At 74.6% G+C, this 12,083-nt stretch carries 9 protein-coding genes; 2 read left to right on the top strand and 7 right to left on the bottom strand.

Annotated elements, in window-relative coordinates; translation table 11 throughout:
* The first annotated feature begins 70 nt into the window (after nucleotides 1-70).
* The gene (locus NHG27_RS13175) at nucleotides 71-1,075 is read left to right on the top strand and encodes a glycosyltransferase family 2 protein (RefSeq protein WP_497016587.1); all 1,005 of its coding nucleotides are present in this window, start codon (nucleotides 71-73) and stop codon (nucleotides 1,073-1,075) included.
* Here the strand turns inward: NHG27_RS13175 and NHG27_RS13170 are convergent.
* From NHG27_RS13170 to NHG27_RS13160, 3 genes are all read right to left on the bottom strand, one after another.
* A complete protein-coding gene (locus tag NHG27_RS13170; protein WP_497016586.1) occupies nucleotides 1,072-2,157 on the bottom strand; it encodes a glycosyltransferase family 2 protein in 1,086 nt (361 codons plus the stop codon). The two genes, NHG27_RS13175 and NHG27_RS13170, sit on opposite strands and share 4 nt — an antisense overlap.
* Complete coding sequence (locus NHG27_RS13165; protein ID WP_193718977.1) at nucleotides 2,154-2,996, bottom strand: polysaccharide deacetylase family protein; 843 nt, start codon at nucleotides 2,994-2,996, stop codon at nucleotides 2,154-2,156. The genes NHG27_RS13170 and NHG27_RS13165 overlap by 4 nt, the downstream gene beginning before the upstream one ends.
* 107 nt (nucleotides 2,997-3,103) lie before the next feature.
* Nucleotides 3,104-4,414, bottom strand: a complete 1,311-nt coding sequence (locus tag NHG27_RS13160) for a hypothetical protein (protein ID WP_497016585.1) — start codon at nucleotides 4,412-4,414, stop codon at nucleotides 3,104-3,106.
* A 207-nt stretch (nucleotides 4,415-4,621) separates the two neighbouring features.
* Between NHG27_RS13160 and NHG27_RS13155 the strand changes: the two genes are divergently transcribed.
* Nucleotides 4,622-8,122, top strand: a complete 3,501-nt coding sequence (locus tag NHG27_RS13155; protein WP_497016584.1) for a LamG-like jellyroll fold domain-containing protein — start codon at nucleotides 4,622-4,624, stop codon at nucleotides 8,120-8,122.
* Here NHG27_RS13155 and NHG27_RS13150 read toward each other — a convergent pair.
* From NHG27_RS13150 to NHG27_RS13135, 4 genes are all read right to left on the bottom strand, one after another.
* On the bottom strand, nucleotides 8,094-9,338 hold the full coding sequence (locus NHG27_RS13150; protein WP_497016583.1) for a GNAT family N-acetyltransferase: 1,245 nt from the start codon (nucleotides 9,336-9,338) through the stop codon (nucleotides 8,094-8,096). The two genes, NHG27_RS13155 and NHG27_RS13150, sit on opposite strands and share 29 nt — an antisense overlap.
* 125 nt (nucleotides 9,339-9,463) lie before the next feature.
* On the bottom strand, nucleotides 9,464-9,652 hold the full coding sequence (locus tag NHG27_RS13145; RefSeq protein ID WP_193718972.1) for a hypothetical protein: 189 nt from the start codon (nucleotides 9,650-9,652) through the stop codon (nucleotides 9,464-9,466).
* A 29-nt stretch (nucleotides 9,653-9,681) separates the two neighbouring features.
* Nucleotides 9,682-10,878 carry a GNAT family N-acetyltransferase gene (locus NHG27_RS13140; protein ID WP_193718971.1) on the bottom strand — a complete coding sequence of 399 codons (1,197 nt, stop codon included), beginning with the start codon at nucleotides 10,876-10,878 and terminating at the stop codon, nucleotides 9,682-9,684.
* Nucleotides 10,875-12,074: a glycosyltransferase family 4 protein gene (locus NHG27_RS13135; protein WP_497016582.1), complete on the bottom strand. Its 1,200-nt coding sequence runs from the start codon at nucleotides 12,072-12,074 to the stop codon at nucleotides 10,875-10,877. Before NHG27_RS13135 ends, NHG27_RS13140 begins: the two co-directional genes overlap by 4 nt.
* Between the last annotated feature and the right edge of the window lie 9 nt (nucleotides 12,075-12,083).

The following is a 12,083-nucleotide window of genomic DNA, read 5'->3' as shown; positions in this document are numbered from 1 at the left end:
GTCCACCAGCGAGGGGCCCTGGCCCCTGCGATCTCAGCGATTTCACCCCGACCGACAACCGAGGAGCGCCGTGCCCGACCGAGGTCCCGATGCCGCGGCCGCCGCTGTCGCCGAACCGCTCGTGAGCGTGGTCGTCGCGACCAACCGCGGCGGCCCCTTCCTGGCCGAGGCGCTGGCCTCGGTCGCGGCGCAGACGTACCCCCACGTCGAGCTCGTCGTGGTCGACGACGGGTCGCCCGACCCGGCCGTGATCCGCGACCTCGTGGAGCAGGCAGGCGTCGGCACGGTCCTGCGCCTGGACCCGTCGGGCGTGTCCGTCGCCCGCAACACGGGCGTCCGGCACACGCGGGGATCGCTGCTCGCGTTCCTCGACGACGACGACCGGTGGCACCCCGACCGCGTGCGCCTCACGGTCGAGGCCCTGGCGTCACGGCCCGACGCCGTGATCGGCTACTGCGCGATGCGCACGGTCGACGCGGCGGGCGACCAGCTCGTCGCCGCCGACCAGCGTCCGGCCCGCGACGCCCGCGACGTGGTCCGCGGCCGGACGGGCATCATGCTGCCCAACCTCGTGATCCGCCGCAGCGCGTTCGACGCGGTGGGTGGGTTCGACCCCGCCTACCGCCAGGGCGAGGACCTCGACCTGGTCCTCGCGGCCACGACCCTCGGACCGTTCGTCCACGTCGACGACGTCCTGGTCGACTACCGCTACCACCCCGGCAACACCACGCGCGCCTACCGCGACCTCGCTGCCGGGATCCGGGTCATCCTGCGCGAGCGTCGCGCGCAGGCCCGCGCTGCGGACCCCCGGGGCACGGCCGGGCTGGACGCGGCCTACCGCGACCGGCTGCGCGCCAACGACCGCTTCGCCGCGTGGAGCGCCGCACGGGCCGCTCGTGCCGAGCTCGCCGAGCGTCGCGTCGGCGCCGCACTGGGCCACGTGGCGTGGGCCGCGCGGTTCGCGCCGCTCGCCCCCGTCGACTGGGTGCGCGAGCGGGCCCGGCGAGCCCTGGACCGGGGGCAGGACGGGGGCGGCCACCCGGACCGCCTGCCGGACGGCTCGGCCGAGGGCTAGGTCGCGTCGCGCCGCCAGCTCGGCGGCGGGACGATCGGCGGCGCCTCGGGGATGCGCCCGAGCCGCCACCCCGCGTCCCAGCTCAGGCGCCACACCAGGTCCGAGAGGTCCCCCGGGCGGCGGACCGTGGACGCCTTCCGGACGGCCTTGCGGGCGAACGAGGCGCCGCGCACCACGAACGTCCTGCCGCGCCGGGCGAGCGCGGAGACGCGGCTCCCGGTCCCCGTACCCGTCGTCGACCCGGCGCCCGTCGCGGTCGTCCCCGCAGCGCCGCCCGTGACCTCCGCCCCGGCGGCCTCGGAGGAGGGCGCCGCGGTCGCGGGGTCACCGCCGGCGTGCTGCGGCGCCTGCGCGTACAGCAGCGCGTAGCGGCGGCTCAGCCACCGCTCGCCCGCGCCGTACGCGAAGGACTGCCGGGCGATGTTCCGCAGCCCGTCACGGCGCCGGACGTGCAGCACGATGTCGCGGTCGAAGACCAGGTCGTGCCCCGCGAGCTGCACGCGGATGCAGAAGTCGTCGTCCTCGGCGGTCCGGGCCCCCTCGTAGAACCCCCCGACCTCGTCGAAGACCGCCGTGCGCACGCCCATGTTGCCGGAGCCGGCCGTGACGAACTGCTCGAGCCCGGGCTTGACCGTCAGCCGGTCCGTCTGGGCCGTCCACGAGACCGCCGACGTCAGGCCCGCGTTGAGCCGCGCCCCCTCGAACGGGCCCGCGACGAACTCGTGCTCGCTCAGGGCACGGTGCACGGCCTCGACCCAGCCGTCGGCGACCATGTCGTCGGCGTCGCAGAAGGCCAGTGCCTCGGACCTCGCCTGCGCGACCGCGATGTTCCGGGCCGCGCTGGGACCACGACGGGCCGAGGCGTCCACGAGCCGGAGCTCGGGCATGCGCTCGGTCCACTCCGCGACGAGCCGACGCGTCCCGTCGCTCGACCCGTTGTCGCTCACGATCACCTCCCAGGGCCAGGCCGGGCGCTGCGCGAGCAGCGCACCGAGCTGGACCCCGAGGGTCGCCTCGGCGTCGTACGCCGGGATGATCACCGACAGCTCCGGGCGGGCCCCCGCACCGGTGGGTGTGCTCATGCCTGACGCATCCTCTCGCGGGCCATGCTCATGACGGGCTGGTACGACGCCGTCAGGTCGTGGGCGGTCACGGTCCGGTAGCCGTCGGCCGCGAGCCGATCCAGCAGCAGGTCCAGGACCCGTGCCTTGTCGAAGGCCGGCAGCACCTCGTCGGGGGCGAGCGTCTCCGGGTCGCCGCGGTCGTCGTGCAGCAGCAGCATGCTCCCGGGGAAGACGGTCGACAGTGCGCGTTCCGCGATCTGCTCCTCCTCGCCGTCGATCCAGTCGAACGCGTCGCCCGACCAGATGAGCACGTCCATCCCCAGGCCCGCGATGCCGTGGGCCTGCCGGACCGTGTGCGCGCCGTAGGGAGGCCGGAACGAGACGATCGGCGCCGAGACGATCGACTCGACCTCGTCCTTCGCGTCCCGCACGTACCGGACCGCCTCCGCGTCGCCCATCGTCAGCAGCGACCGGTGGTCCTGCCCGTGGAGCGCGAGCTCGTGCCCCTCGGCGAGGATGCGGCGGGCGATCTCCGGGTGGGCCCGCACCTGCCGGGCGAGCGCGAAGAACGTGGCCGTCGCGCCGCGCTCGGCCAGCAGGTCGAGGAGGCGAGGCGTGTGCTCGGGGTGCGGGCCGTCGTCGTACGTGATCGCCACGACCCGGTCCGACGTGTTGACGCAGAACGTTCCCAGCGCGCGCGTCAGCGCCCGGGGGAGCGGCAGCCGGGTGTACGCGACGTCGGAGAAGCGGCCCCCGACGGGCGGCGGCGTGCTCTCGATGTCGCGGCGACGGACCACGATCCCGCGAGGAGGACGGCGGGCGGCCGTGCGGGAGCCGCCGGGCTGGGACTCGGACATCGACTGACCCTCTCTGGTCGTCCGGGACGTGGAGCGCGCCGGACGGGCCGGGCGCGGTGGTGCAGATGCTACGGGGGCCGCGGGACGGGCGCGCGCGCCGTCCCGCCTCAGGTGCGCACCCCGTCGAGCGCCTCGAGCTTCGCGCGGGCCTCGGGCGAGGTGGCGCTCGCGGCGACGAGCCGCGGGCGCAGCGCGTCGACGGCGTCCTGGAGCGTCACACCGAGCATGTGGTGGAACGACCAGTCGTCCTCGGGGTCGAACGCGGGGTCCAGGCTCCGGTCGCGCGGGCGGGGGTCGTTGCCCGTGATGTCGCCCGAGTCGAGGAACGGGATGCCCGCCGTCCGCGGCCCGAACGTCTCGAAGTCGGTCACGACGGGCCGACCGTCGAGCATCCAGATGTTGTGCGGCTGCAGGTCGCCGTGCAGGTGGCCCGTGAGGTAGATCTCGAGCAGGACGTCCAGGGTCCACGCCCCCATGCCGACCCGGTCCTCGCGCGAGAGCTGCTGCCCCGCGACGTCGAGCCGGGACTCGTCCGGCAGGCGCGGGACCGTGAAGCCGCGACGGTGCCAGCGCACCACGGGCATGCGCCACGGCCGGTCGCCGAAGAGGTCGCCCGTGGCCTTCTCCGCGAGGAACGCGTCCTTGCCGACGCGCGTACGGGCGAAGTACTTCGAGACCGTCGGGCGTCCGCGGTGCGTCGTGTAGACGGTCACCGAGCGGTCGGTGGCCTTGACGAACGTCGCGCCCACCGGGCTGCCGAAGATGTAGACCATCCGCGCCCGGTCGACGACCCGGCGGACCAGGGAGCGGGGCGGCCCCTCCGCCTGGACGGCAGGCATGCTCGTCGCGGGCCCGTCCTGCGCGAGGATCTCGCCGAGGCGCTCGGGCCCGAGGATCAGCGTGGCGTCGCGGAAGAACTCGCGAATGTTGTTGCTCGAGTGGATGCGGTACCCGCCGGTGAGCGCACGGGCGGCGGCCTTGACGCGCGCGACGTTGACGTTGGTCAGCTCGACGTAGCCCGTGACGTTCTGGCGGTAGGAGTAGGCCGGGGCGGGGTCCTCGAGCACCAGCAGGAGGAACGGTCCGTCGCCGACCTCCTCGTGCTTGGGCGACGTGCCCCACAGCGTCTGCCCGTAGAGCCGCTCGAAGTCGTTGACCACCTTCTCGGGGCTCCAGCGGACCTCGACCTGCGCGAGGACCGTGAAGTCGGCCGCGACCCGCTCGACGATCTCCGCCTCGTGCTCGCGGCCGCCCGACCACACGACCAGGAGCTGCAGGTCACGGTCGTACTGGTGGGCGAACGCGCCGACCTCGCGGGACCACCGGTAGGTCAGGTGCGCGGGGTCGTACGACGAGACGGGGGTCGGGGCAGGGCGCACGGCCGGCGCAGGGTCGAGGTCGCTGCCGGGACGGTTCATGGCGCGACAGTAACGCACAGGCCGCGCCCGGCGACGGGGTGCGACGCGCTGGGAGCGTGGTCCGCCCGGGTGAACTTCGCCCCTCGCCCTATCGTCGCGTTCCGCGCCGATGGTTCGATGGTGACCTGGTGGCCGCTCCGGGGGTACGTCGCACGCCGTCGCGGTGACGTACGGATCCATCACCAGGGACTCCGGACAGGATCGAACATGACGTCACGCCCCGCCGGGCCCCACCGACGCCCCGGGACCACCGGTACCCGCGTCCGCCGTGCGGTCACGCCGCTGCTGGTCATGGGGCTCGTCCTCGCGACGGCAGGGTCGGTCGTCTCGGGCGACGTGCGGTCCGCGACGGCGTCGGCCCCGGTCCCCGTCCCCGTGACCGCGGTCGAGGGGGACAGGGTCGCGGAGAGCCGACCGATCGGCGGGACGGTCGGGCAGGACGTCGCCCCGAACTTCTCGGCCGACGGCGCGGGCCCCGAGGCGCCGACCACGGTCGCGACGTCCCTCTGGTGGCGGTGGACGGCCCCGACGTCCGGCCCCGTCAGCTTCTCGACGAGCGGCAGCGAGGTCGGCACCACGATCGCCGTGCGGCGGGCGTCGGCCCCGAGGACCGTGGTCGCGAGCAACGACGACGACGGGGACGTCGCGACGTCGCGCGTGACGTTCGACGCCGTCGAGGGCGAGGAGTACCTCGTCGAGGTCGGCACCCAGGACGACGAGCCCGGCCTCGTCACGCTGACCTGGCAGGAGCCCGCCCCGGCGCCCGACGCCCTCCCCACCCCGCAGGCGCTCGCGGCCGAGCAGCCCCTGACCACGACGTCGATCCCGTTGAGCGGCACCACGGGCGAGAAGCCGCAGTCCAAGCTGTGGTTCGCGCGGGGGACCTGGTGGGCTGCGCTCGCCTCGACGAGCACGACCCCCGCGGGGACGTGGGTGTGGCGCCACGACGCGTCGGCGGGCACCTGGACCAACGTCGTACGGATCTCGGACCGGACCGACGTCCGTGCGGACGTCAAGGTCGTCGGAGACGTCGCGCACGTCCTGCTCCACGGCCCGACGACGTCGCTCGTCTCGTTCGAGTACGTCGCCTCCTCGAACTCCTACCAGCCGTGGTCCCAGCGTCCGACGGCGACCGCGGTCTCGCTCCCGGGCAGCGAGACGGGCACGATCGACGTCGACTCGACGGGGCGGCTGTGGCTCGTCTCGGACACCAGCACGAGCATCCAGGCGCGCTACGCCGACTCGCCGTACACGGCCTTCTCGGCCCCGGTCACGGTCGCCTCGGGGGTCCTGGACGACGACATCGGGATGGTCACGGCCCTGCCGGGCGGGCGGATCGGGGTGCTCTGGTCCAACCAGAGCACCGAGCGTTTCGGTTTCCGGACGCACGTCGACGGGGCGGACCCGCAGACGTGGACCGCCGACGAGAAGCCCGCACAGGCCTCGGCCCTGAACCTCGGTGACGGCATGGCCGACGATCACATGAACGTCGCGGTGGCCGCGGACGGGACGCTCTACGCGGCGATCAAGACGTCGTACGACGCGCAGGGTGCGACGGTGATCGGGCTGCTCGTCCGCCGGCCGGACGGCACGTGGGACCCGCTCCACGAGGTCGACCGGCTCGGGACGCGTCCTGTCGTCGAGATCGACGAGGTCACGGGGCTCCTGCGCGTCGTCTACACACGCAGCGAGGTCCTCGACGACATCATCGAGAAGGTCACGCCGCTCGCGTCGATCGGCTTCTCGCAGAGCGCCACGACCGTGCTCGACGGGACGTACAACAACGTCACGGGCGCCAAGCAGAACGTGCCGGGGACGACGCTCGTGATGGCGGCCTCGAGCTCGACCGCCGGCACGGCCCGGCTGGCCTGGGTGGACCCGCGGGGACCGGTCGCGACGGCGGGGCTCACGGCGACGTCGGTCGGTGTCCCCGTGACCGGGACTCTCCAGGGGGCGTCCCCGGTGGGGGGTGCGTTGACGTTCGAGGTGGTCGCGGCTCCGTCGTCGGGCACGGTCGCGGTGACGAACGCGGCCACGGGCGCGTTCACGTACACGCCCGCTGCGGGCTTCGTGGGGGCGACCTCGTTCACGTTCCGGGTCAGGGCGGGGAGCACCTGGTCGAACGTCGCGACGCAGAGCGTGCGGGTCACGGCGGTGGCGGGAGCCCGGGGCACCTGGGAGCTCGACGAGAGCTCGGGCGTGGTCGCGGCGGACTCCTCCGGCTGGGGTTTCCAGGGCACGCTGACCGGGGGCACGAGCTGGGTCACGGGCAAGGTGGGCAGGGCGGTGCGCCTCGACGGTACCGCTGGGAAGGTGTCGGTGCCGGATGCGGACGGGTTGGACGTGTCGTCGGCGTTGACGGTCTCGGCGTGGGTGCGTCCGGAGCGGTCGGCGACGCAGTACGTCGTGAAGAAGGCGGTGTCGGGGTCTGCGGACGGCTACGAGCTGGGGATCTCGAGCGCGGGCAGGCCGTTCCTGCGGGTGAACCAGAAGACCTCGGGTGACACGTTCCGGGTGAACGCGACGTCGGTGCTGCCGACGAACGGGAGCACGTGGGTGCACCTGGCGGGGACCTATGACGGGCAGCGGTTGCGGGTCTACGTGGACGGGGTCGAGCAGGGGAACGTCGCGGGTCCGGCGTCGGTCGGGGTCAACGCGCTCCCGCTGACGATCGGCGCCCAGCCCGACGGTCTGTACCCCTTCCAGGGAGCGGTCGACTCGGTGCGACTCTTCGACCGGGCGCTCACCGCCACCCAGGTCGCCGAGCTCGTCCAGGGCGGCGGCCCCGTGCCCACGACCCCGGTCGCGACCGACGGGGCCTCGACCACCACGACCGGTACCGCGGTCACGGGCAGGCTCGCGGGCAGCTCGCCGAGCGGCGGTGCGCTGACGTTCGAGGTGGTCGCCGCTCCGTCGTCGGGCACGGTCGCGGTGACGAACGCGGCCACGGGCGCGTTCACGTACACGCCCGCCGCGGGCTTCGTCGGGACCACGACCTTCACGTACCGGGTGGGCGCGAACGGGCTCTGGTCGAACGTCGCGACGGCGACCGTCCAGGTCGCCCCCGCGGGAGGGATCCGGGGGGCGTGGGACCTCGACGAGGGCACCGGTCTCGCCGCGGCCGACTCGTCGGGCTGGGGAAACGGCGGCGCGCTCTCGGGCGGGGCCACGTGGGTCACCTCGGGCGGACGGTCCGCCGTGAGGTTCGACGGGGCCACCGGGAAGGTCCAGGTCCCCGACGCGGACGTCCTCGACGTCTCGACCGCGCTGACGGTCGCCGCCTGGGTCCGGCCCGAGCAGGTCGCGACCCAGTACGTCGTCAAGAAGGCCGCGCCGAGCGCGACCGACGGGTTCGAGCTGGGGCTGTCGAGCGCCGGCAAGGCGTTCCTGCGCCTCAACCAGGCGACGTCGGGAGACACCTACCGGGTCAACGCGACGTCGACGTACCCCTCGGACGGCGCCACCTGGGTGCACCTCGTGGGCACCTTCGACGGGCAGCGGATGCGCCTGTACGTCGACGGCGTCGAGCAGGGGAACGTCGCCGGGCCCGCCGCGGTCGGCGTCAACACGCTCCCGCTGATCCTCGGCGGGCAGCCCGGCGGCACGCTCCCGCTCAAGGGGGCCGTCGACGGCGTGCGCCTCTACGACCGGGCGCTCGGCGCGGGCGAGGTCGCGGCCCTCAGGACCCAGACACCGCCCCCTGCCTGACCGCTCTCCCGCCGGGGCGCTCGGCCCGGGCCCGCCGGTCCGCGCGCGCCTCGCGGACACGGCCCGTGAGCGCCCGGCGACCGTGCCCGAGCGCCACGATCTCCCGGAGCAGGAGCTGCCCCGGCCAACGACCCAGCGCCGCGGTGAAGGACACCGTCCGCAGCCGCGACGGGTAGAGCTCGTTCTGGTCGGGGTAGAGGGACGGGTGCATGCAGGAGTCCAGCAGGTCGGCACCGCCCTCGGCCGCGAGCTGCTTGACGGTCAGCAGCCGCCCCAGGACCCCGGGGGCGTGCTGCGCCCACGCCTCGGCGTACTCGTCGTACCAGGCGAAGAGGGTGCGACCGGACCGCAGGAAGGCCGCCATGTAGAGCGTCTCGCCCGCGGGCCGCAGGGCGAGGAGCGTCGCGCGGCCCGCGGCGGCGTGGGCCTGGAAGACGTCCGTGAACCACTCGGGCCCCTCGCGCAGGCGAGAGAAGCCGACCCCGTCGCGGGCGGGGTCGGCCTTCCACGTCTCGAGCTCGAACCGGAGGAACTCCGCCGGGTCGTCGACGACGTCGAGCGTCAGGGAGTCGAGCTCGGCCGGGACGCCGATCGCCTCGGTGAGCCGACGGGCCCTGCGGCGCACGGCCTTGGCGCGGGACCGCGGGAGGTACCCCAAGGCGCCCGGGTCCTCGACCTCGGCGAAGCGGACGGCGGCGCGGGCGTCGCCACCCCAGACGTGGAGAGTCGACCCGTCGTCCGCGAACGCCTGCTGGAGCGCGGCGCCCCCGGGGCCGTCCCCGGAGACGAACGCCATCTCGATGCTGCCGCCGAGCTCGCGCGAGAACCGACGGAACGCCCGCACGAGCCCCCTCGCGGCCCGCCGTGGGTCGTCCTGGCGCAGCAGCGGGACGCCGAGCGAGGTGAACTGGTTGAGGATCGGCCCGTCGTTCGACGCGTGCCGGTGCGGCCAGCGCCGGTTCGCCGCGACGAGCTCGTAGGGCATGAGCGCGAGCCAGGTGCCGTCCGACTCGACGATCACCAGGCGCAGGGTGCGGTCCCGGTCGAAGTGTGCGGCGGTCGGGACCAGGAAGTCCGGGCCGTAGAAGACGTTGGGCTCGGCGGCGTGCTCGGCGAGGTCCCGCCAGCGGGAGACGTCGTCCGGCCCGAGGGTCGAGACCGCGGCGAGACGGACCGACAGGCGAGGGGTGGCGTGCGAGGTGGTGTGCGAGGTCATGGGTTCCCGTTCGGGGGCGGAGCGGCACGACGGTGCCGCACGGCGGAGCGAGCCCTTGCGGGCTGCACGGTGGAGCGGCGGGGCGAGAGGAGGTCCTCGATCGACCCGTCAGGGCAGGGAGGAGGTCAGCGAGCCGTCGGGAGGTTCGACGGCGGACCCTCACCGGGGTGCTCGAGGCCGAGCGCGGGGCCACGGTAGGTCGTGCGCCGGAGGTAGACGGGAGCGGCAGGGGCGGGGTCCGAGGGTGCGTCGGTCCACGACCTGCGCGTGTGACCGAGTGTCGCGGCGAGGATGCCGCGGTCGTTCCAAGCCATCGAGGGCCCTCCGCCGGGTGTCGTCCCGATCATGTCGCGTCCTCGACGATCTCGCGCGGCGTGCGCGCGACGCGGGTGCGCAGGCCCCGCAGGGCCGGCACGGAGCGCAGGAGGAGCCGCGGGAGGACGCCGCGCGTCGCGAGCACGACCCCGACGAGGGGTCGGCGGTCGCGGTAGAGGGCCGTGGGACCGGCGTTCTTGGGGTGCATGCAGGGGTCGAACCGGTCGGCGGTCGTGCGCTCCAGGACGTGCTCCTGCTCCATCACGCGCCCGATCACGCCGGGGCTGAACCTCGCGAACCGTTCGTCGTAGGTGTCCATCAGGGAGAACAGGGATCCTGCGGCGGCGAACTGCAGCGACATGTAGACGACGTCGTCCCCCGCGACGAGCGTGAGCAGGTGGAGGCTCCTGCGGGCGCGCAGTCCGTCGGTCACGTCGGTGAACCACTCGACGGCGCCGGGCGTCACCTGGAGCGCGCCCCCGTCCCGGCCGGCGTCCCCCTTCCAGCCCGCGGCCTCGAGCGCGACGAAGTCCTGGAAGGCCTGCGGGTCCTCGCCCCGGTCCTCCCACCGGAGGGTCGCCCCGGTGGCCTCCTCGAGGCGGCGGGTCAGGCGCTCGACCTGCTTGCGCTTGGAGGGGCTCAGCGCCTCTCTCGGAGGGGGTGCGGCGCTGGACCGGTCGAGCACGGCGCGCTCGAAGCGGGAGCGTTCGAGCAGCGTGACCCGTGCGCGGCGGCAGGCGTCGTGCAGGGCGTCGTGCAGGGGGCCGTCACCGGGCAGCAGCGTGAGCTCGACGAGGGGCGGGAAGCCGTTGCGTCGGTCGGCGAGGAAGCGGAGCAGGTGGTCGAGCGCGGTCGCCGCGTGCTCGGCGTCCACGAGAGGCGCGCACAGTGGTGAGTCGTCCTTGAGGAAGGCGCCCGCGGTCGTCGCGCACCGCAGGGGCGTGCCGTGGAACCGCCCGCCGCGGCTGAGCGGCAGGAGGGCGATCATGCGGTCGTCGCGCTCGACGACGACGAGCACGATCCCGGCGGTGCGGGCGAGCCACCGGGACGCCGTGAGCAGGTACGCGGGGGACAGGAACGGGTTGGGCTCGAGCGCACGGTCCACCAGGTCGGCCCAGCGCTCGGCCTCGGCGTCGGACACGTCGCCCAGCCGCACGGTGCGGGCGCGCACGGCTCCCGTGGGGGCGAGCGGACCCGTCGCCGTCGTGGTGCCCGTGGAGGTCATGGCGTCCCCCGGGGGCTGGGGGCCCGAGCACCGTCGAGGACCCGGTCGAGCCGGGCGCGGGCGTGCGACCAGCTCATCGCTGCGGCGTGCGCCCGACCGGCCTCCTGGGCACGCGCGAGCAGCGACTCGTCGTCGGCGAGCGCGGCCAGCGCGTCCGCGAGGGCCACCACGTCGCCGGGTGGCACCAGGATCCCGGCCGACCCGACGGCCTCCGGGATGCCGCCGACGTCCGAGGCCACGACGGCCGCACCCGCGGACATCCCCTCGAGGGCGGTCAGGGCGAAGGGCTCGGCCCAGCGGGACGGGACCACGACGACGTCGGCCGTTCGCAGGATCTCGCGGACCTCCCCGCGCGGGAGGAATCCGGTGAAGGCCGGGGGGACGGGGGTCCCCGAGGCGCGCTGCCGGAGGGCCTTCTCGTGCGGTGTCAGGGGGGCTGCGGCGTCGAACCCCGCGGAACCCACGACGGTCAGCCGCACGTCCGGCCGGGCCAGGCGGCGGACGGCGTCCACGACGACGTCGGCGCCCTTGTCCGGGATGGTGCGGCCCACGAAGACCACGTGCAGGGTGTCCCCACGGGGTGCGCGTGCGCCGTGCTCGGCAGGGGCGTCGACCCCGTTGTGGACCACGACGACGCGGTCCCGGAGCCCGGGCGGGAGCAGGGTCGCGGTCTCGTCGGCCAGGAACGCGCTCACGCACACGATGCGGTGCACGGGCCCGAGCGTGCGGGCCAGCTCGCGGTGGCCGTACGTGCGCAGGAGCTGGTTGTGCGCGTAGAGGACGGGCACGTGGCGGGCGGCGTCGACGAGCGGGACGAGCTGGGGTGCGTTGTGCGCGAGCACGTACGACGGCGCCCAGCCGCTCTGGTCGCGGACCGTGGCGGCGTACGCGCGGCGCGCGCCGTGGCGGGGCAGCCCGGCGCGCGACGAGGCGGCGTCCAGGTAGCGGTCCCACCGTCGCGCGGAGGCCTGCGGGTACTCGAGGACGCTCACGCCGCCGTAACGGTCCGGGTAGGTGCCGCGGGCCACGACGACCGACGACGGTGCGGACGTCGTCGACGCCCCCCGGACCAGGCCGTCCACGACGGTCGGCACCGCGCTGCCCGTGCGCGGCGAGTAGTGGTCGCCGGGCGTGATGACGTGGACGTGCCCGCGCTCGTGCGCAAGGACGGGCAGCGACTGGTCGGACCGCTTCATCGGGACCCT

This window comes from Oerskovia sp. 140933 (assembly GCF_059651515.1).
The sequence above is the reverse complement of the archived record's forward strand: the minus strand, read 5'-3'. Positions and strand labels throughout refer to the sequence as shown.

What these genes read in the sequence shown, in the direction of transcription:
- NHG27_RS13150 (WP_497016583.1), bottom strand. Translation starts at nt 9,338, where the DNA reads ATGACCTCGCACACCACCTCGCACGCCACCCCTCGCCTGTCGGTCCGT.
- NHG27_RS13140 (WP_193718971.1), bottom strand. Translation starts at nt 10,878, where the DNA reads ATGACCTCCACGGGCACCACGACGGCGACGGGTCCGCTCGCCCCCACG.
- NHG27_RS13160 (WP_497016585.1), bottom strand. Translation starts at nt 4,414, where the DNA reads ATGAACCGTCCCGGCAGCGACCTCGACCCTGCGCCGGCCGTGCGCCCT.
- NHG27_RS13170 (WP_497016586.1), bottom strand. Translation starts at nt 2,157, where the DNA reads ATGAGCACACCCACCGGTGCGGGGGCCCGCCCGGAGCTGTCGGTGATC.
- NHG27_RS13165 (WP_193718977.1), bottom strand. Translation starts at nt 2,996, where the DNA reads ATGTCCGAGTCCCAGCCCGGCGGCTCCCGCACGGCCGCCCGCCGTCCT.
- NHG27_RS13135 (WP_497016582.1), bottom strand. Translation starts at nt 12,074, where the DNA reads ATGAAGCGGTCCGACCAGTCGCTGCCCGTCCTTGCGCACGAGCGCGGG.
- NHG27_RS13155 (WP_497016584.1), top strand. Translation starts at nt 4,622, where the DNA reads ATGACGTCACGCCCCGCCGGGCCCCACCGACGCCCCGGGACCACCGGT.
- NHG27_RS13145 (WP_193718972.1), bottom strand. Translation starts at nt 9,652, where the DNA reads ATGGCTTGGAACGACCGCGGCATCCTCGCCGCGACACTCGGTCACACG.